Origin of the sequence: uncultured Formosa sp. (assembly GCF_947500765.1) — a bacterium.
In the GTDB taxonomy this organism is placed as follows: Bacteria; Bacteroidota; Bacteroidia; order Flavobacteriales; family Flavobacteriaceae; genus Formosa.
The window spans coordinates 125,822-145,602 of the sequence record NZ_CANMTH010000005.1; the positions used below are offsets into that span (position 1 = coordinate 125,822).

Annotated in this window: 17 protein-coding genes; 11 read left to right on the plus strand and 6 right to left on the minus strand. The window is 31.0% G+C overall.

What is annotated here, in order from left to right; genetic code table 11:
• Positions 1-310 precede the first annotated feature (310 nt).
• Positions 311-1,210 (minus strand): AraC family transcriptional regulator, encoded by a 900-nt coding sequence (locus Q1B05_RS11160; protein WP_299780665.1) that lies wholly within the window; start codon positions 1,208-1,210, stop codon positions 311-313.
• Positions 1,211-1,311: 101 nt separating this feature from the next.
• Between Q1B05_RS11160 and rhaD the strand changes: the two genes are divergently transcribed.
• From rhaD to Q1B05_RS11180, 4 genes are all read left to right on the plus strand, one after another.
• The gene (gene rhaD, locus Q1B05_RS11165) at positions 1,312-2,106 is read left to right on the plus strand and encodes a rhamnulose-1-phosphate aldolase (protein ID WP_299780667.1); all 795 of its coding nucleotides are present in this window, start codon (positions 1,312-1,314) and stop codon (positions 2,104-2,106) included.
• Between the two features lie 18 nt (positions 2,107-2,124).
• Positions 2,125-3,912: an L-fucose isomerase gene (locus Q1B05_RS11170; protein WP_299780669.1), complete on the plus strand. Its 1,788-nt coding sequence runs from the start codon at positions 2,125-2,127 to the stop codon at positions 3,910-3,912.
• Between the two features lie 257 nt (positions 3,913-4,169).
• Entirely contained in the window at positions 4,170-5,483 is a 1,314-nt protein-coding gene (locus Q1B05_RS11175; RefSeq protein WP_299780671.1) for an FGGY family carbohydrate kinase, read from the plus strand.
• A 13-nt stretch (positions 5,484-5,496) separates the two neighbouring features.
• The gene (locus Q1B05_RS11180; protein WP_299780677.1) at positions 5,497-6,651 is read left to right on the plus strand and encodes an iron-containing alcohol dehydrogenase; all 1,155 of its coding nucleotides are present in this window, start codon (positions 5,497-5,499) and stop codon (positions 6,649-6,651) included.
• Positions 6,652-6,785: 134 nt separating this feature from the next.
• On the opposite strand, the gene Q1B05_RS11185 is transcribed toward Q1B05_RS11180, so the two are convergent.
• Both Q1B05_RS11185 and Q1B05_RS11190 read right to left on the minus strand, forming a co-directional pair.
• A complete protein-coding gene (locus Q1B05_RS11185; protein WP_299780679.1) occupies positions 6,786-7,703 on the minus strand; it encodes a DUF6263 family protein in 918 nt (305 codons plus the stop codon).
• 176 nt (positions 7,704-7,879) lie between these two features.
• Positions 7,880-8,443, minus strand: a complete 564-nt coding sequence (locus Q1B05_RS11190) for a peroxiredoxin (protein ID WP_299780681.1) — start codon at positions 8,441-8,443, stop codon at positions 7,880-7,882.
• A 546-nt stretch (positions 8,444-8,989) separates the two neighbouring features.
• Here Q1B05_RS11190 and Q1B05_RS11195 point away from each other — a divergent pair.
• From Q1B05_RS11195 to Q1B05_RS11215, 5 genes are all read left to right on the plus strand, one after another.
• Positions 8,990-9,871 carry an NAD(P)-dependent oxidoreductase gene (locus Q1B05_RS11195; protein ID WP_366944369.1) on the plus strand — a complete coding sequence of 294 codons (882 nt, stop codon included), beginning with the start codon at positions 8,990-8,992 and terminating at the stop codon, positions 9,869-9,871.
• Positions 9,872-10,256: 385 nt separating this feature from the next.
• Positions 10,257-10,784, plus strand: a complete 528-nt coding sequence (hemG, locus tag Q1B05_RS11200; RefSeq protein WP_299780682.1) for a menaquinone-dependent protoporphyrinogen IX dehydrogenase — start codon at positions 10,257-10,259, stop codon at positions 10,782-10,784.
• Positions 10,785-11,214: 430 nt separating this feature from the next.
• Positions 11,215-12,777, plus strand: a complete 1,563-nt coding sequence (locus Q1B05_RS11205) for a carbohydrate-binding domain-containing protein (protein ID WP_299780684.1) — start codon at positions 11,215-11,217, stop codon at positions 12,775-12,777.
• Positions 12,778-13,091: 314 nt separating this feature from the next.
• Complete coding sequence (locus Q1B05_RS11210; RefSeq protein ID WP_299780685.1) at positions 13,092-13,685, plus strand: hypothetical protein; 594 nt, start codon at positions 13,092-13,094, stop codon at positions 13,683-13,685.
• A gap of 61 nt (positions 13,686-13,746) precedes the next feature.
• Complete coding sequence (locus Q1B05_RS11215; protein ID WP_299780686.1) at positions 13,747-14,241, plus strand: hypothetical protein; 495 nt, start codon at positions 13,747-13,749, stop codon at positions 14,239-14,241.
• A 75-nt stretch (positions 14,242-14,316) separates the two neighbouring features.
• On the opposite strand, the gene Q1B05_RS11220 is transcribed toward Q1B05_RS11215, so the two are convergent.
• From Q1B05_RS11220 to Q1B05_RS11230, 3 genes are read right to left on the minus strand one after another with little or no spacing between them, the layout of a single operon-like run.
• Complete coding sequence (locus Q1B05_RS11220; RefSeq protein WP_299780688.1) at positions 14,317-15,057, minus strand: carbon-nitrogen hydrolase family protein; 741 nt, start codon at positions 15,055-15,057, stop codon at positions 14,317-14,319.
• Between the two features lie 22 nt (positions 15,058-15,079).
• Positions 15,080-15,505 (minus strand): VOC family protein, encoded by a 426-nt coding sequence (locus Q1B05_RS11225; RefSeq protein WP_299780690.1) that lies wholly within the window; start codon positions 15,503-15,505, stop codon positions 15,080-15,082.
• A gap of 53 nt (positions 15,506-15,558) precedes the next feature.
• Positions 15,559-16,275, minus strand: a complete 717-nt coding sequence (locus Q1B05_RS11230; RefSeq protein WP_299780692.1) for a hypothetical protein — start codon at positions 16,273-16,275, stop codon at positions 15,559-15,561.
• A gap of 558 nt (positions 16,276-16,833) precedes the next feature.
• Between Q1B05_RS11230 and Q1B05_RS11235 the strand changes: the two genes are divergently transcribed.
• Both Q1B05_RS11235 and Q1B05_RS11240 read left to right on the plus strand, forming a co-directional pair.
• Complete coding sequence (locus Q1B05_RS11235; RefSeq protein ID WP_299780694.1) at positions 16,834-18,870, plus strand: ATP-binding protein; 2,037 nt, start codon at positions 16,834-16,836, stop codon at positions 18,868-18,870.
• A gap of 1 nt (position 18,871) precedes the next feature.
• Complete coding sequence (locus Q1B05_RS11240; protein WP_299780696.1) at positions 18,872-19,513, plus strand: response regulator transcription factor; 642 nt, start codon at positions 18,872-18,874, stop codon at positions 19,511-19,513.
• Positions 19,514-19,781: the final 268 nt, after the last annotated feature.

Sequence of the window (19,781 nt, forward strand, 5' to 3'; positions counted from 1 at the left end):
TAAATGTGGTTTTAAAACTTTGTAATTTAGTGTTTTGAAAACGCAGATTTAGAACAATACTTAAGAGTTACTGTTTTTGTTATAGATGTGTTTCTAACATGAAATGATTTTAGTTCTAAAAAACACCTTCTTAAAACAGTTTCAGATACTCTGTTTTTAAGTTTTAAAGTAATTAGATAGTAGGTGTATTTTATACAGTTAAATATTTTGTTTGTACTGAAAATAATTCTCAATAATGAAATAAGTATTAATGATGTATTTGGATCCTGTAAATGATTAAAACGTATCAATTTTGAAGATCAATTGTTGCTTAAGTATATCTTCCAGATTTGTAAACCGCAGGTGTTAGTCCTGTAACAGCCTTAAAGACTCTAGAGAAATGGTACCTGTCAGAAAATCCTAAATTATAAGCCACTTCTTCAATAGAATTATCTGTGTGTTCAAAAAGTTCGCATGATTTGGCAATTTTCCTATTCTGAATAAAGTTATGAAGTGTGACTTGCATTTCTTCTTTAAATAATCGGGCAAAGGAGTTTGGTGCCATATTTATTAAGGAGGACATATCTGTGTTTTTTAATTTTTTTTCAATATTGGCTTCTACATAACGAATCACCTTTAAAACCCGTTCATCTATTATTGTGGTTTTCCATAATTCTGGACCAATATTAGTCAAGGCTTCTTTTATAAAGGCTTGTAATTTTAAATTGAATGTCAGTTTAAAATCTTTATTTTCTAATATCAATCGTTCGGTTAAATACTCTAAACGCTCCTTTAAATAATCGGTCATTTCAATTTTTAGAATTCCAGGATACACACTGTCAAAAGGGACTCCAAGATTAAAATGAATAAAGAAATGAATTAACGAATGCTCTATATAATCCTTTTCGTTAATATTATCGCTGAATTGTTTTCCCGAAACATGAATTCCTGTGGTATATCTATGGTTTTTTTTGAATTGGGAAGAAAAGGATGTAAAAGGCGGTATAATATAAATGTGATTAGAATCCATTTCGTACACCGTGTTTTGATGTATTAATTGGCCACCTTCATTTTTATTCCAATATAACCTCCAAAACGGGAAAACCATATCGTGGCAATCCCATAAATCTAATAACCAATATCGGCAACACATCATCCTTAACCTAAGGTCAATAAAATTCTGTTTATTCGAGGAAGGATCTCCTAATTCAATACTTTTTACAAACTTCATTTTTTTAACAATGTTTGAATTAGATACGAAAATACAGATTTTGAATATTTATTTGACGATATAGGTTGACTATTTTTGTGAGATAAACATAATTAAATACTATGAAAACTTTAAAACTTCCAATAGAAGTAGAGGCAGAATTAAAAAAAGTGTCTACTGTAGCAGGATACTTATGGCAAAGAGAATGGGCAGAACGAAATGCAGGTAATATTTCGATGAATTTAACTTCTTTTTTCTCGAAAGACGAAGTTAAAGGTATTGGTGAAGAAGTACCTTTCGATTTTCCTAAAGAAGCTGGAGGGTTTGTTTTATACATTACCGGTACGGGTTGTTATTTAAGAGATTTAGTAGATAAATTAGAAGAAGTGTCTTGTATTCTTTATATCAATGAAGCGGCAACAGCATATTCTATTATATGGGGAGGTAATCGTCCTAATTTCGGACCAACTTGCGAATTAATTTCTCATGCAAGTATCCACTTGTTTAACTCACAACATCATCCAGAAAACTTAGCAGTGGTACATACGCATCCATTAGAGTTAATTTGTATGAGTCATCACGAATTGTTTGATAATGAAGAAGAATTAAACAGACAAATTTGGATGATGTGTCCAGAGGTGAAAGTATTTGTGCCTAAAGGAATTCACTGTACACCATATGCATTATCTAGTACCGCAGCATTAGCTAAAGTTACTATCGAAGCTTTTAAAACGCGTAACGTATCACTATGGGAAAAACATGGAGCAACTGCAACCGCACCAGATGTTATGAAAGCTTGGGACTTTTTAGATGTCGCAAATAAAGGAGCAAAATTATTAATGATGTGTTGGGCAGCAGGATTTAAACCAGCAGGTTTATCTAACGATCAATTAACAGAATTAGAGCAATTTACATAATATAAAAGCATTATAAAGATGAGTAGATTAATAGGGAGACTACCAAAAGTAGGAATTCGTCCGACGATTGATGGACGTGAGCTAGGTGTGAGAGAATCTTTAGAGGTTCAGACTATGGATATGGCTAAAGCAGCCGCAAAATTAATAGAAGATACATTACGTTTTCCAAGTGGGGAAAAGGTAGAATGTGTTATAGCAGATACTACAATTGGTGGTGTTGCAGATGCAGCAGCATGTGCAGATAAATTTAAAAGAGAAGGTGTAGAAGTGTCTTTAACTGTAACGCCTTGTTGGTGTTATGGTACAGAAGTAATGGATACCGATCCATTAACACCTAAGGCTGTTTGGGGATTTAATGGTACAGAAAGACCAGGTGCTGTATACTTAGCAGCAGCCTTAGCAGGTTATTCTCAAAAAGGATTACCAGCCTTTGGTATTTATGGTAAAGAAGTACAAGATGGAGGAGATAAATCAATTCCTGAAGATGTATCAGAAAAAATCTTACGTTTTGTAAAAGGAGCACTTGCTGTAGCACAAATGAAAGGGAAATCGTATTTATCTATCGGGTATAGTTCTATGGGTATTGCAGGATCTATGGTCGATGTTAATTTTTTACAAGACTATTTAGGGGTGAGAGCAGAATTTGTAGAATCTGTTGAACTTTTAAGACGTATTGAAAATAATATTTTTGATCAAGACGAATATAAAAAAGCTTTAGCTTGGACCAAAGAAAACTGTAAAGAAGCCGAAGATAGAAATAGTCCGGAAAGCCAGAAATCTCGTGAAGAAAAAGATAAAGAATGGGAGAAAGTTGTGAAAATGACTTTAATCTGTAAAGATTTAATGAACGGGAATCCTAAGTTGAAAGACATGGGATTTGGTGAAGAGTCTAAAGGTAGAAATGCTATTATGGGAGGTTTTCAGGGTCAACGTCAGTGGACAGATTACCAACCCAATGCAGATTATACAGAGTCTATTTTAAATTCATCTTTCGACTGGAATGGTATTCGTCAAGCATACGTGTTTGCTACAGAAAACGATTGTTTAAATGCAATCTCTATGTTATTTGGTCACTTATTGACTAATAAAGCACAATTATTCTCAGACGTACGTACATATTGGAGCCCAGAATCTGTAGAGCGTGTTACAGGTAAAAAACTAACAGGTCTTGCAGAGCATGGAATTATTCACTTAATTAATTCTGGATCTACGACTTTAGATGCTACAGCACAACAATTAGATGCTGAAGGAAATCCTACAATGAAACCATTCTGGGATATTACAGAAGACGATGTTAAACGTTGTTTAGATAATACAAAATGGCCACCAGCCACCACAGAATATTTTAGAGGAGGAGGATTCTCATCTCAATTTTTAACAAAAGGAACTATGCCATTAACTATGTGTAGAGTTAACCTTATAAAAGGCATTGGACCAGTACTTCAAATTGCAGAAGGATGGAGTGTCGAATTACCAGAAGATATACATAAAGTCTTAGACGAACGTACAGATCCAACTTGGCCAACAACTTGGTTTGTACCAAGAACTACAGGACAAGGTGCTTTTAAAGATGTGTATACAGTAATGGCAAAATGGGGAGCAAACCACGGTGCAATTACTCACGGACATATTGGTGCAGATTTAATCTCGTTAGCAGCTATGTTACGTATTCCTGTAAATATGCATAATGTAAATGAGAATGATGTATTTAGACCAAGTGCATGGTCGGCTTTTGGAGAACATCTAGAAGGTTCAGATTACAGAGCATGCCAAAACTACGGCCCATTATATGGGTTTAAACACTAATATGTAATTACAAAATAGTTCAAACATCTATTTCTTTTTGAACTGATAATTAGATATTAATACCGCTTTTTTATAGTAAAATGGATAAAGATTATCCCTTTAATAGTGTAATAACTATTAGAGGGAAGGCTTTATCTATCTAAAATATTCCAAACATAAACATGAAATTAAGCCGTTTTTAAGAGTTGCATAATGGCTTCAGGTGTATTTAATAAAATATCCCAATGTTATCGGGATTAGAAGAAAAATTTAAACAGATGAAACAAGTTATAGCCGTTATAGATATAGGAAAAACGAATAAGAAAATATTTTTATTTGATGAAGCCTTTCAAGTTGTGTCTCAAAATAGTATTCAATTTGAAGAGGTTAAAGATGATGATGGATTTTGTTGCGACAATATTGAGGCTATAGAACGTTGGATTCAAAACGAAATTATAGAAATTCAAAATCAAGGACTTTATCACATAAAGGCTATAAATTTTTCTACCCATGGAGCTTCGTTAGTCTATTTAAATAAGGAAGGTAAACGTATTACGCCTTTATATAATTATTTAAAACCCTTAGATCTTAACGATTATCAAGATTTTTATATCTCTCAAGGTGGCGTAGAAGAATTTTCTAGAAAAACAGCATCTCCAGCTTATGGTATGCTTAATACGGGAATTCAAATGTTGTCTATTAAGCGGAATAAACCAGAGATCTGGAAACAGGTTTCATCTATTTTGCATTACCCACAATATTTAAGTTATCTGTTTACTCACAAAATAACTGCCGATTTTACATCGGTTGGTGCACACACCGCAACTTGGGATTATGATAATATGCAATACCATAGTTGGTTAAGAGAAGAAGGTATCTCCTTACCCGAACCTTGTAAAGGCACCGAAGCTGTTATTGCAGAAATTAACGGCCAAGAGATTGCAGTCGGATCTGGTTTACATGATAGTTCTTCTTCAATTATACCATTATTAAAAAAAGAAAAAGATAACGATTTTGTTTTACTGTCTACCGGAACTTGGATTATTGCCATGAACCCGTTTAGTAAAGAAACCTTAACCCAATACCAACTTCAGAATAATTGTTTATGTTTTATGACCCCCGAAAAACAACAAGTAAAATCGTCTATGCAATTTTTAGGACGTATTCACGAAGTTTATATCAAAGCCTTAAGCGATTATTTTAAAGTAGATATAAATACACATATAGACTTAATTCTTAATGAAACACTTTGTGAAACATTAATACATCAAGATACTCGTGTGTTTTTATCAGAAGGTATCGATAACGATTTTGAGGCACATCCAGAATTGTTGAAAAAGTTTCAGTCTTATGAAACAGCTTATTTTCAATTAATTTATGAAATAAGCAAAAAAGTTATTCAAGCTATAGAATTAATATCAGACGAAAAGGCGGTGTTGAAAGACGTTTATATCTCAGGCGGGTTTAATAGAAATAGAATTTTTATCAAATTTTTAGAATTATTGAAACCAAGCATAACCATAAAAATTTCGGATTGTAAAAACGAAAGTGCTTTAGGAGCTGCTTTATTAATGAAAGATTATTTAAAATAGAATATAAAATATTATGTTACAAAGTAGAAGAATTTATTTACCGCCACTAAGTTTAATTGGTCCAGGATCATTAAAAGATTTAGCAGAAGAATTAAAAGCATTACCTTATAAAAAGGCGCTTTTTGTAACCGATAAAATACTTGTTGAAATAGGTGTTGCCCAAAAGGTAATAGATACTTTAGCGAGTTCTAATATTGAAATGGTTGTTTTTGATAATGTACAGCCTAATCCTACAGTGAAGAATGTAAAGAATGGATTAAAATTATTGAAAGAAAATAATTGTGATGTTATCATTACACTTGGTGGAGGTTCGCCTCAAGATTGTGGAAAAGCTATAGGTATTTTAGCTACAAACGGTGGAGAAATTAATGACTACGATGGTATTCATAAATCTAAAAAAGCATCTCTACCAATTATAGCAATAAATACAACTGCTGGAACAGCAAGTGAGGTGACTATTAACTATGTAATTACAGATGTAGAGCGTCATGTTAAAATGGTGATGGTCGATAAAAACTGTTTAGTATCTATTGCTGTAAACGATCCAGAATTAATGTTAGGTAAACCGGCAGCTTTAACTGCTGCTACAGGTATGGATGCATTAACACATGCTATAGAATCTTATGTGTGTACTGGTGCTTTTCATTGGTCTGATACTTTAGCTTTACAAGCGGTTAAGTTAATTTCATCTAGTTTAGAAGAAGCTGTTAAAAATGGAGGTAATATAGAAGCTAGAAGTAAAATGGCTTGGGGACAATTTATTGCAGGACAATCTTTTTCTAATGCTGGTTTAGGTTTTGTCCATTCTTTAGCGCATCAATTAGGAGGAATGTACGATTTGCCTCATGGTGTAGCCAATGCTATTCTATTACCACATGTAGAGCGTTTTAATATTCCTGCATGTACGCACAAACTTAAAAAGGTAGCACGAGCAATGGGCGTTGAGGTTTCTGATAAAAATGATTTAGAAGGTGCCAATGAAGCCATAAAAGCTATCGAGAAATTATCTAAAGCTGTTGGAATTCCATCTGGATTAAGAGAATTAGGTGTTAAAGAATCTGATTTTGAAGTTATGGGACAACATGCTCTTGAAGATGTCTGTACAGGTGGAAACCCAAGAGCTGTTACTTTAGAAGATGCAGTTGCAATTTATAAAGCAGCTATGTAATTTAAAAGAATGCATTTTTGTTGTAAAACTTAGTTTATAATAAGAAGTAGCATTAAAAATATACCACTAAAAAAGCTTACAGAATGAATTGTTTATTCTGTAAGCTTTTTATTTATACTAAATTAGTGTTTTGGTTAATTTGTAATGGTTGTGATGTTTGTTAAATACATTGGAATTGTCATACCATTTGGCATGCGATCGTTTTCTTTAATAAAAGCATCTCCTTTTATTTCTTGATCCATATTTGCTTCAATAATCCATCCCGTATTGTTATCTACCTTAATTTTAGATGTCATAGTTCCTGTTAAATCATACTTCATACTTACGCCGTTAAACTCGATATATGCTTCTTTATCGGTGGTGCTTATGGCTGATTTTCCTGTTATTAATATATGATCAGGTGTGCGTTCTACAAATTTATAATCTGTAATCATTTTAGCATGCATATTAGATTCAATAGTCTTATTTATAGTCCATGTATCTCCTGTGCTTAGTCCATGTTCTGGGTAAATTGCAGTTGCCATTTCAATATTATCTTTTAAAACTTGAGCACCGTAAGATTTCATTATCTGAGCTTTTAATTGCCCTTTTTGTCTGTCGGAAAGTTGTTCCATACTATTTATAGCTGTGTCCCAAGCATTATTAACGGCTTTTATATCAACAATTTTTCCGGTCTTACTCATTGTAATTCCAAAAGTTTTGTTTTTCATGGTTTTAAAAACACTCGACATGATATCGTTTTTATCTTCCTTTTCAGAACTAAAAGACATTGTACCTTGGGGGGTTTGCATAGACATATTTAACTCATCGAAAGTCGCTTCCATGCTGTAATCAGTATCATTTACTGTGTTTACAAGAAAACTTAAAGTTCCATTAATAGTCATAATCATTTTTATTTCTTGTCCATTAGCTTTTTGTGTAATGGTTGCTTTGGCATTAGAAATCTGTTTGTAAGTCTTTCCTTTTTCAAGTTTTAGCGCTAAATCTGTTTGTTCTGTTTGACAAGATGTTAAAAAAAAAGAGATTAAGATTAGCGTATAAAATGTTTTCATATAATGGTGTTTATGTGGGGCATTAAAGTATGATTTCTGTTTAAAACTCAAAACTAGTGTATTTTCTTAGTGTTTTGGTATATGTAGACCTTATTTTATAAATACTAAAGAAAGAGTTTGATTTTAGAATTTTGAGAATAGTTATGTAGAAATTATATCTGTTGTTAATCCGTGTTTTATGTGTTTTTTAGGATGTCTAAAATTTCCTCAGGAGACATTCTTTCTGTGTAATTGGCTTCCACATGAGCTGCAATGACAGTAAAATCCTGATCAATTATAAACGTTGCAGGCACAGGAAGTGTTATTAATCCATTGCCATTTAAAAGAGACAAGTCGCGTCTTTGGTGGTAATCTTCACCTGGATCAAATTGTAAATTATAAGATGTAATAACCTTTTGGTCACTATCACTTAAGACTTCAAATCCAAGTTCGTTTTTTTGTGTAATACTTAACGCATCATTAGGTTTTTGTGGACTTATGGCTACTATCTTGGTGTTAAAATCATTGAATTGACTTATGTGTTTTTGAATTTCTATAAGGTCAAGATTACAAATAGGGCACCATTCACCTCTGTAAAATTTTAAGACAACAGATCCTGACTTTAAGCAATCTGAAAGTGAAATTAAATGGCCAAATGCATTGGGTAATATGAAATTTGGTGCTTTTTCACCAATCTTTAATCCTTTTACTTGGGAAGCATTAGCTATAACTCGTTTTTGAAAATCTTGCAGTGTACTCATAAAATGTTTGTAGTATGTGATTAGTTATTAAATAGGGTAGAGGTCGCTATAAAAAAAACAAACTGATTTTTTATTTAAAAAACTAAGATACAAAAGAGGGAGGATATTTGTAGGAAAATCTATAAAGCTTATAATTCTAGTAGGGTTTTTAATTTATAATATTAGCTATTCGTAGTAGTAAATTCCGTTTTTTTGGGTAAGAAATTGTCAAGGTGAAGGGAGATTCAGTGTTTTACTTTTAAATCTGTTTTTAACATAATATCATGCAATTATTTTATTTTTTTAACTGAAATATATACAGTTGCTAATGGTTAGATTTTAAGCATTATGGGATTTAAATATTAAAGCTAATAATAGCTGAATCTAGGTCTAGACAAGCTGTTTTACAATTGTTAGACTTTTACTTTGCTTAAAATGAATGTTTTCTCGTATTTGTTTTATTAAAAAAAAATTAATAATGCATGGTAGAGATCTGTTAAAAAATTTCGTAAATGTTAACAGCATGCATATCTTTGCAATAACAATTATAATTTAAATAAGTTAAATATGAAAAAACCCACTATCGGATTTATCGGACTAGGCCTTATGGGCGGTAATATGGTTGAAAATCTGCAAAAGAGAGGTTTCGAGCTAATAGTAATGGATCTTAATAAAGACCAAGTTGCAACTGTTATTGCTCGTGGTAATGCTACAGAAGCTGCCACTCCTAAAGAATTAGCTGAAAAGAGTGATATCATAATGTTCTGTCTTACTACTTCTGCTGTTGTAGAAAAGATTGTATATGGTGAAGAAGGTATATTAGCTGGTATTAAAGAAGGTGCTGTTTTAATTGATTTTGGAACATCTATTCCTGCTTCTACAATTAAGATTGGTAAAGATCTTGCTGAAAAAGGCGCTGGTATGATTGATGCTCCACTAGGACGTACTCCAGCTCATGCAAAAGACGGATTGCTTAACATTATGGCTGCCGGAGATAAAGATACTTTTGAAAAAGTGAAACCAGTTTTAGACGAGCAAGGAGAGAATGTATTTTATTTAGGAGCTCTTGGTGCAGGACATACAACAAAGTTAATTAATAATTTTATGGGTATGACAACTGTAGTTGCTATGTCTCAGGCTTTTGCTGCAGCTAAACTTGCAGGTGTAGATGGGCAACAATTGTTCGACATTATGTCTGCAGGTCCTTCAAATTCACCATTCATGAAATTCTGTAAAAACTATGCTGTAGATAACGTAAGTGATTTAGGTTTCTCTATTGCTAATGCAAATAAAGATTTAGGCTATTTTGTACAGATGATGAACGATCTTGGAACAACTTCTTCGATTGCAGAAGCTACATCTTCTAACCTACAAGCTGCTGTAAAAGCAGATATGGGTAAAGGAAACGTTCCAGAAATTTTTGATTATTTCGTGAAATTGCAAAAATAGTAGAGTGTCAATTTTTTTTAATAAAAATTAATACTTCTTAGATCTGAAAATATTTTCAGGATAACACTTTGTGTGTGGAAAGTTGCGTGTTTTTATATTTATGTTTTCAAAAGAAAACTTAATGTAGAAAACACGCAACTACCATTTTATAACATATTCTAGCCCCAGTTTTAACTTTAAAAAGCATATGTAATTTATAGAAAACACACAAAAGTGAGATTCCAGTACTTGTATTTTGTTTTAATATAAATTATAGGATGTAGGTAACTGGTTTTTATATAACTTTAAAGAGATAATTGTAATTTTACAGCTGAAAATATATCTGCAAAATTTATAAGAAAACCATTAAAGAGAAAGCAGTTTAATTGAGTTTGATAGATTAAATATGAATAAGAAAGTAGGCATCATATATTCTACAACAGACGGACAAACACTTAAAATTTGTCAACGTATAGCTGAACATCTTAAAAACTCAGGATTCAGTACAGATATTATTGAAATTTCAGCATTTAAAGATTCCGTATCAAAATATCCAAAACTTATTATTGGAGCCAGTATTAGGTATGGAAAACACAGTAAAAAAGTTACAGCATTTATCCAAAAACATAAGAATGCATTAGATCAAATTGATGTAGCATTCTTTTCTGTAAATTTAGTGGCAAGAAAGAGTGATAAAAATCGGTTTAATACCAATCCGTATGTTATAAAGTATTTTAAACAGTTAGATTGGACACCCAAAATAATTGATGTTTTCGCCGGAACCTTAGATTATAAATCATATTCCTTTCTGGACCGTATTATGATTAAACTAATTATGAAAATGACAGATGGTCCAACTTCAACTAACACGCCTATAGAATATACCGATTGGGATCGAGTTAAAGCCTTTTCAATAAAAATAAGTCAGATTTAATACCGCTATAAGCTCCTTTTATATCCAATTAGTTCTTTTACCAGATAAAGCTTTAAATAATTAAAATCGAATCCTAACGCAATACTAAATTGTCATGCTTCGATTTATTTTAAAGATCTCTTCTCATATTTCAAAAAGACTATTTTATTCAAATTTAATTACAGTACAATAAGTGCTATTCACTTAAAAATATAACGGGTTCACTGATTCGTAAAATTATAATAGAAACTTGTTTATATACTTGTACTACAAAACATTGAAAAGTGAGGCATTATAATACAAACTTGAATTTTTTAAGTGGTGTTATTTTTATAATTGCGTCTAATTTAATGCGAACTAAAATTTAGAACGAAGTAAACTAACGGCTTAAATTTTTCAACTTAAAAGATTTCTAAATAAGCTCTAAAAATTTACTTAAAACAATAGAATTATGAAGTATATAACATTAAAAAAAGCAAGTATTTTAACTGTGTTATTAACCGTTCTGTCGGCTTGTAGTAGTGATAGTGACAATGAAGTTTTAACCGTGTCTGATGATATTACAATAACAGATACAAATACTACTGCCACAGCCGAAGGAGATACCGATAATACGGGGGCAGATGAGGATGATTTAGTAGAAAATGCCACGTTCGAGTACACCGTTCAAATAGTGTTTTCAGAATCTTCGGTAACCATTACAAATCCCGTCCCAGACGATGTGGTTATTACACAAGACGGTGCAGATGTTACCGTAAATTCATCAATTTCTAAAGTTGCCTACGAAGTATCGGGAACAACAACAAATGGTATGCTAAAAATGTATAGCGATAAAAAATTCAAATTATCGTTAAGTGATTTAAGTATCATGAATACAGACGGACCTGCAATTAATATCCAATCTTCTAAAACCATTTTTGTAATATTAGATGGAACAACTAATTTAACAGACGCCTCTAGTTATAGCAGTATTCCTGATGACGAAGATGCAAAAGCAACATTTTTTAGTGAAGGACAATTAGTGTTTAGTGGTTCGGGAGCGCTTAATGTAGCTGGTAATTATAAACACGGTATTGCTAGTGATGATTATATTAGAGTGATTAGCGGAACAATTACCGTATCTCAAGCAGCGTCAGACGGTTTACATACCAATGATTATATTATTGTAGATGGCGGTACACTTAATTTAACGGCAGATAGTGATGGTATGGACTGTACAGAAGGTTATATAATTATTAACGACGGAACATTCAATATTAATGCTGTAGATGATGGTATTGCAGCTTCTTATGATATCGATGATGAAGATGAACCAGACAATTCTATTACACCAAACGTAACCATAAACGGAGGGAGTTTTGTTATAAATACGTCTGAAGGTGAGGGGATAGAATCTAAAGGAATCATGACTATTAATGACGGAACCATAAACATTAACGCTTATGATGATGGATTGAATGCTATTGGACACTTATATATTAACGGCGGAAATAACTATGTGTATAGTACTTTAAATGATGCGATAGATAGTAATACCGGAATTACTGTTACAGGAGGTACTACAATTGGTATAGCAATTAGAGTAGACGAACCTGATGGTAGTTTTGATACCGATGATAATATATTTAAAGTTACTGGAGGAACCATTTTAGGACTGGCATTAAATTCTTCATTTCCTACAGAAAGTGTGAGTACGCAGAATACTGTAGTTTTTGATGGTACGAGTTCTAATACACTATTAAATATTCAGTCAGAAGATGGTACAGAAGCACTAACTTACTTAGTCCCTTATAAGGTAAATACCATAATTTATTCTAATGCAAAATTAGTAACGGGTACTACATATAAAATTTATACTGGTGGAAGCGTAAGTAATGGCACAGAAGTTAACGGATTGTACACGTCTGGAACATATACTGGAGGCACAGATACTGGAAATGAGTTTACGGTAAGTAACACGGTGACACAAATTGGTGGAGATTTAGGTCCAACAGGTGATAATGGAGGCCGATAATATATAAATTGAAATCATTAAATTGTAGGTAAAACATCACCGAATACAAGGTCCTGATATTCTAAATTGATTAACAGTTAAAGATTAAGCTTACACCGTCAAGAGATTGATGTTGTAAGCTTTTTTTTTGGTAGGTTAAAGCTGTGAGATGTAAGTAAAATAAATACTTGAAGTCTAATATTACTTAAATGTAGTTAAGGGTAATTGTAGTATCTTTAACAGTTAAAATATTAAACATTTTTAAAGGAATAAGCAAAATAAATCTTTCATAGAATTGGAAGTTATGTTTATAAAAAGTAAAGCATTTAACATTAATGGAAACAAAGAAAATACTAATTATATTAGGAGTAATCGTACTTATAGTAGTGGGGTACTTTTATGCTTATATAAAAGCATCTGCTTCAATGTATTCAACACATACTGTCGATGAAAGTCCTTATTTTATAACTACAAAACCAATGGTTGTTAAAAACTTAAACGTACCAAAAGGAACTAAAATTCAATATAGCAAACGTTACTTTTGGCAAAAAATTGAACAAAAAAAAATGCCTAAAGAAGAAGATATTACTCAGATTTCTTTTGAAGAAGGCGTAACTATAAACTGGGGAGGTGTACCAATTACCTCAATTTACGAGTTTTATAATCCAGAGATGACTGGCTATACAGTGAATGCAGATTTTAAAGCATTACCAGCAGATAAAGAAACGCCCTTTTCTAAACAATGGCAAAGTTGTCATAGTAATTTAGGTATTTCTGTGAAAAATGCAAACGATTGGTCTTGTAGCAAAAATAATATTTTAGATATTGAATCTTGTAGTGTAATTTATCAAAGATATTTTAGCGACGATGTTAATCAACAAGATTTTTTAAATGAATTATATCAAGAACTAATGAAAGTTGCAGACTAAATAGTAACAGATACAAATACCAAAAACCAGCTCTGCTTTAAAAATACATTGTGAACGGAATATGAAAAAAACAGTACTTGGTTTAGGAATAGTTTTAAGTATAGCTTTTATGTACTATTTTTTATACAGTCCTAAATATAAAGAAGTGTCTCAGGAAAAACCATTTTCAGAGATTTTAAATAAAAAGCTCACAACAAAGCGGTACGCAGTAATTTTAAAACACCCAGAGCATTCTATACACGAACAATACAATTATCATTTTGAAGATGGTAATAGTTATGGCATGGATTCAGGACTTGAAATTATTGCCGATATACCTATCGGAACAGAAGTTGTACTAGATAAAGCAGAACTCCATACAGGTCGAGTTAGTGGTACTACAACTGCGTATGTTTTTGGTACGATATACAGTAAAGAAAAGAAAAAGCGTTACGACTTTCAATATCCGTGGGGAGATTATCATTTGTTATTTGAAGACACACCTTTCTGGACTTTTAAACTCGCATTTTGGCAGGATAAGCCTTTAACCCAAAAGTATTTTATCAAAGTGCCTTAATTTCTTTTAAAGCAAATTCAGACTCTAATTAATTTAGAGAGTGTCTTGTCTTTTAATCTAAAAATAGTAGCGATTTTATTTTGCTGAAATCAACTGGGAGATAAATGTTTGTTGTGTATCTGTATCAATTATAGCAATACCTTCATTTGTACTATCTAACTGTTCAATTAGTACTCCTTTTTTATTCCAAATAGAACTTTTTCCCGCACAATCGTAGTTGCCAGAATGTCCAACATAATTTGCCATTACAGAGGTTATTCCATATGTTTTAGAAATATTAGAAATTGTTTCAATGTCTTTATCTATGCCATTTATAGAGTTTAATACACTGGTAATGTATACAGTTGCACCAGTTTTAAATGCATGTTCTGAATGCTTTGGAATAGAAACTTCATAACAGATTGCAAAAGCAATTTTATTATTTTTAAAGGTAATAGGGTTTAGGTTTTTTCCAGGAACAAAATATTTTTCTTCACCAGGGTGTAGATGTTTTTTAGAATAAGTTTCTCTAGGTTTTTGGGGTTGTAACACAACCATACTAATGCAAATTCCTACGTCGCTTTTGGTAGGTAAACCAACACCAATTATAATATTGTTTGAATCACTTAGTTTTTGAAATTCATCAATTCTGGGATCATCCTTTGTTGTTGCTAAAAGCTTCGCTAATTTAGGTTCGTAACCTGTTAATGATAGTTCTGGAAAAACGATTATATCTGCATCGTTTTGAATAGAAAGGGATATTAGTTTTTTATGATTTTCAATGTTTTGTTGAATATCTCCTTTAATGGGGGTTGTTTGTGCGATGCAAATTTTCATTTTTTAATAATGATCTTAATTCTTATTTCTCGAAAAGGTGGTTTATATTTTTAAAGGATTTAAACTCCAGTGCATTATTCTCTGGATCTAAAAAAAACATTGTTGCTTGTTCTCCAACTAGTCCTTTAAAACGAATATAAGGTTCTATAACAAAGGTTATGTTTTTCTTCTGTAATTTTTCTGATAATTCAATCCATTTATCCCAATCTAAAACAACCCCAAAATGTGGCACAGGCACGTCATGACCATCTACCGGATTAGAAATTTGATTGTTTGGAATCTCGTTACTCGGTTTTTGATGAATAACCAATTGATGTCCGAAAAAATTAAAATCTACCCATTGTTCAGAGCTTCTACCTTCAGGACATTCTAAAATTTCGTTGTAAAAAGATCTGCAAAGCGCTAAATCTTTAACCGGTATTGCAAGATGAAAAGGATTTACATTCATGATGTTTTGTTATTTACAGTGGGTTAAAGTTTTGCACGTTATTTTTTGTAATCTTATTTTTCAAAAGTATAGGTGTCAATTAAAAAATTGTCTACCTGATCTTTAGTTATGTTTTTAATTACTTTTTTAGTAAAATTTGGAGTGTGAATATAGTAGGTAAACTCACCTTCGTTAGAACATATATAATTTACTTTTAAAGTGTTTTGTCTTTCAATTAAATTTAAGTCGGTAAGACCTCCAGTACCTCCAAAGACCATTAATCTATTATCGTTTAGAGTTGCTTGAAATAAGGCAGTGCTTTCAGAAAAAATAAAAGAAGCATCTGTATTTCCTAAACTAGGTGTGTTAAGTTCAGAAGTTTCATCTGTATTCCAAACATAAAACTTAGACGTTACACTTCCAGACTCTTCTTCACTTGAAAAATAGAAAAGCGGAACAAGTTCGTCAACAGCGGTTAAAGCAAAACTAAACTTGCGAGAGTTATTCGATTTATGTTTAAACTTTAATTCAATAGTATTTTCACCTTCTTTTAAAACAAAAGCGATCTGATCTTTAACTATAGGCGGAAAATCTTCAAATTGACTTTTTAAAGGATGTTCTTCGTTAAAAATTTTAAGTCCAGATACAGATCCATTTCCAATAGAGATGCCATTAATTGTAAGTTGTACATTGTAATTGTTATTATTTCCATAAACTAATAGTTTTATGGGGTCTAAATTTTTAGGTGTCATACTTAAAAGAAAAATTGATGTTAAGATTAGTAAGCTCATTTTTTTAATCATTTGTATTCTGTTTTTTTCTAACGTTATTATAATTCTAGACTGGCTTACAAAAAATTCTATTGCATAAATAGAGTTTTAAAATGAATAAAAAATAGTAGTCTTTATCTATATTTTAAATACTTGAATTTATTTACAATGTGATTTTATGTTGAAATTTAGAAGAACCAATATTACACGCTTCAAAATTTGTTCTCAAAAAACATTTTATAAATGGTGTTAGCGATAGTGCTTTTAATATATTTTCGAATAATTAATCGTGTGAGATTAATAGCGAATTTTAAACATCAAATTTACCAAATACAAACCGAATATAAAATCCTTAAATATCTTTTCTAAATAGGCGAGAAATCTTAGTACATTATAACTAATGTGTTAATAAATTGATTTTCAGTAGGTATGATGTGTCTTTTTTTGTGTCATTTTTAAAAAAATATAATTCCCTGTTTTCGGGGGTGATTATACGTTTTGCAATACATACATTTGTGCATGCTTTTTAAGCTCCAAAATATAATTATTTTTCTTTGTTTATGCTATACCTCTTTGTGTATGGCACAAACGGTTACAACCATAAATGAAGAAAATAAAAAAGTAGACTCGCTATATTACTATTTTAATAATGGCTCAGATAAAAAAGCATATAAGCAGGCTAAACATTTGTTGCCTGTATTTAAAACAAATAAGGCTTTAGCGAACACCAATTTATTATTAGCCTATTACCATAATAAATATGCTGCGATAGATTCGTCTATTTATTATACCCAACAAGCCCTTAAAAGCAAAACCACAGTTAACGATTCTTTGGGTATCCGGCTAACCATATTAGCTTACCAATTACTAGCGATGAACAATAAAAAGAAAGGTTTGTATCATGAAAGTAAAAAATGGCATATTCAAGGAGCAGAACTTAGTGAGAAATATAACGAGACAAATTTATACTATTCTCATTTACATGGTTTAGCGAGTACGTATATTGCATTTGGTAAGAACCAACAAGCTCTAGAGCTTTTAGAGAAATGTATTAAATATTCTAAGGATGAGGAAATTATTTTAGGAAGCTATATCAATTTAGGGTCTATTTATTCATCGCTAAACCAATATAACATATCGAATAATTATTTAAAAAAAGCTAAAGTGATTTGTGAAAAAGATCCGAATAATACGCAAGCTTTAACTAATGTTATTCTAAATATAGGAGATAATTATTTAAATAATGGAGAGATAAATAAAGCGCTTTTACATTTTTATGAAGCAAAAGACCTAAGCTTTAAAAATAAATTTTATGATTTAGATCTTATAATTACAGATAAAATAGGGACTTTACTTTATAATGAACAAAGAGATCATGACGCCCTCTTAATATTTACAAGTGCAATACCAAAAGCCATGAGTTTGGGGGCTTTAGATGTGCTAATGCATAGTTACCTTATGCTAGAAAAAATAGCAGTAAGAGAAGATGATTATAATAGTGCTTATAATTATGGAAAAAGATATTATCAGATAAAAGATTCTATAGAAAATTCTCAGAAAGAAAAAGAAATAAATCGTTTAGAGGTTAAGTTTGAAACGCTTGAAAAAGAAAAAAAGATAAAACTATTACAGATAGAGAACTTAAATAAAAGTTTAAATATTAAAAATAAAGATGCAGATATTGAGAAATACAAACTTCAGCAAGCCATAATTGCAAAACAAAATGAGAATCAAGTTTTACAATTACAAAATGGTGTTGAAAAACGTAAAAATGAAATCGCATTACTAAAAGAAAAAGAAGCTTTAAAGGCAGTAGAGTTAGACCGAGAGAAAACTATTAAATACATTGTTCTTGTTGCTTTTTTTATTCTACTAGTACCTATTGTTGCGCTTTTAATTATTTACTATCAAAAATTACAAGCACAAGGGTTACTTAATTTAAAAGAGAAAGAAATTAATGCACAACGTGTTAATTCTTTAAAGAAAGATCAAGAATTAAAGCTAATTAAAGCATCTGTTGAAGGACAAAATCAAGAGCGAAAAAAGATTGCACAAGAAATGCACGATAGCATTGGAGGTAATTTGGCGGCTATAAAATTACAATTTAGCCAGCTTACTTATCACCCAGAAAAAATGGAATTAATCTATAGTCAATTAGATGATACTTATGAACAAGTAAGAAACTTATCGCATAATTTATTGCCTAAAAAAATTATAGAAAACGACTTCGTATTTTTAATTAAAGAATACATCTATACGGTTGAAGATGCTAGTGAAATAAGTATAAATGTTTCATTTTTCGATGAAGAAAAAATTAATGAGCTAGATAAAATATTACAAAACGAATTATTTTCAATTTTTCAAGAATTAACAACCAATACGCTTAAATATGCTAAAGCAAAGACTATAGACATTCAGTTAGATCTTTTAAATGAATGTATCTTTTTTGTGTATGAAGACGATGGTATTGGATTCGATTTATCTAAAACCACATTAGGTATAGGCTTAACGAATATAAAGAATAGAGTAGAAAATTATAACGGTATATTGCATATAGATTCTAAACTCGAAAGAGGGACAAGTATCAATATAGAAATTCCATTAAAAGTACAATAAAATGAAGCATAACCTCATTATAGCCGACGATCATAAAATGTTTTTAGATGGTTTATTAAGTATTCTAAACACAGAAAGTAATTACAATATTTTATATACGGCAAAACATGGTGGTCATGTTCAAAAATATATATCTATAAATACTGAAGAAAAAATAGACCTTGTAATTACAGATGTTACTATGCCAGAAGTAGATGGTATTACTTTAAATAAATGGATAAAGAAAACCTCTAGAAATATAAAAACATTGGTGGTTAGCATGCATAACACACCAGAAATTATAGACGATCTTATTGAAAATAATGTAGATGGTTATCTTCAAAAAAATGCACAAAAGGAAGAGTTTCTAAAAGCAATAGAAACAATTTTAAGTGGTGAAAAATATTTCTCTAAAGAAATTAAAGAGATTTACCTTCAAAACAAATTTGAAAAAAATAAAGAAAGAGAAATCAAACTTACAAAGCGCGAAGTTGAAGTGATTTCGCTTATAGCAGAAGAGTATACTACACACGAAATTGCAGAGAAGCTTTTTTTAAGCAAACACACTATTGAAAGTTACCGAAAAAACCTGATTACTAAACTTAATGTTAGAAACCTAGCAGGATTAACCAAATATGCCATTAAAAAAGGATATGTTTCTTAAAACTAGAACATACAGTTACAATACGTAAAAGTGCTATTTTAAAATAGCACTTTTTTTTGTACAAAATTTTCTTTTAAACTTAGTAACACCCCCTTTTATTGGTATATAAAAACGTTTAACTCTATTTTTTTAGTAAAAATGAGTACATCAGATACATATAAAATTATGAAATGTGTTTTAATTATTTGATTAATAGTTGTTTACTTAAAACACCCTGTTTTCAGGGGGTATGTTTTCACTTAATAGTGGGGTTTACAGTAGAGGCTAT

What these genes read in the sequence shown, in the direction of transcription:
- Q1B05_RS11160 (WP_299780665.1), bottom strand. Translation starts at nt 1,210, where the DNA reads ATGAAGTTTGTAAAAAGTATTGAATTAGGAGATCCTTCCTCGAATAAA.
- rhaD (WP_299780667.1), top strand. Translation starts at nt 1,312, where the DNA reads ATGAAAACTTTAAAACTTCCAATAGAAGTAGAGGCAGAATTAAAAAAA.
- Q1B05_RS11170 (WP_299780669.1), top strand. Translation starts at nt 2,125, where the DNA reads ATGAGTAGATTAATAGGGAGACTACCAAAAGTAGGAATTCGTCCGACG.
- Q1B05_RS11175 (WP_299780671.1), top strand. Translation starts at nt 4,170, where the DNA reads ATGAAACAAGTTATAGCCGTTATAGATATAGGAAAAACGAATAAGAAA.
- Q1B05_RS11180 (WP_299780677.1), top strand. Translation starts at nt 5,497, where the DNA reads ATGTTACAAAGTAGAAGAATTTATTTACCGCCACTAAGTTTAATTGGT.
- Q1B05_RS11185 (WP_299780679.1), bottom strand. Translation starts at nt 7,703, where the DNA reads ATGAAAACATTTTATACGCTAATCTTAATCTCTTTTTTTTTAACATCT.
- Q1B05_RS11190 (WP_299780681.1), bottom strand. Translation starts at nt 8,443, where the DNA reads ATGAGTACACTGCAAGATTTTCAAAAACGAGTTATAGCTAATGCTTCC.
- Q1B05_RS11195 (WP_366944369.1), top strand. Translation starts at nt 8,990, where the DNA reads ATGAAAAAACCCACTATCGGATTTATCGGACTAGGCCTTATGGGCGGT.
- hemG (WP_299780682.1), top strand. Translation starts at nt 10,257, where the DNA reads ATGAATAAGAAAGTAGGCATCATATATTCTACAACAGACGGACAAACA.
- Q1B05_RS11205 (WP_299780684.1), top strand. Translation starts at nt 11,215, where the DNA reads ATGAAGTATATAACATTAAAAAAAGCAAGTATTTTAACTGTGTTATTA.
- Q1B05_RS11210 (WP_299780685.1), top strand. Translation starts at nt 13,092, where the DNA reads ATGGAAACAAAGAAAATACTAATTATATTAGGAGTAATCGTACTTATA.
- Q1B05_RS11215 (WP_299780686.1), top strand. Translation starts at nt 13,747, where the DNA reads ATGAAAAAAACAGTACTTGGTTTAGGAATAGTTTTAAGTATAGCTTTT.
- Q1B05_RS11220 (WP_299780688.1), bottom strand. Translation starts at nt 15,057, where the DNA reads ATGAAAATTTGCATCGCACAAACAACCCCCATTAAAGGAGATATTCAA.
- Q1B05_RS11225 (WP_299780690.1), bottom strand. Translation starts at nt 15,505, where the DNA reads ATGAATGTAAATCCTTTTCATCTTGCAATACCGGTTAAAGATTTAGCG.
- Q1B05_RS11230 (WP_299780692.1), bottom strand. Translation starts at nt 16,275, where the DNA reads ATGAGCTTACTAATCTTAACATCAATTTTTCTTTTAAGTATGACACCT.
- Q1B05_RS11235 (WP_299780694.1), top strand. Translation starts at nt 16,834, where the DNA reads ATGGCACAAACGGTTACAACCATAAATGAAGAAAATAAAAAAGTAGAC.
- Q1B05_RS11240 (WP_299780696.1), top strand. Translation starts at nt 18,872, where the DNA reads ATGAAGCATAACCTCATTATAGCCGACGATCATAAAATGTTTTTAGAT.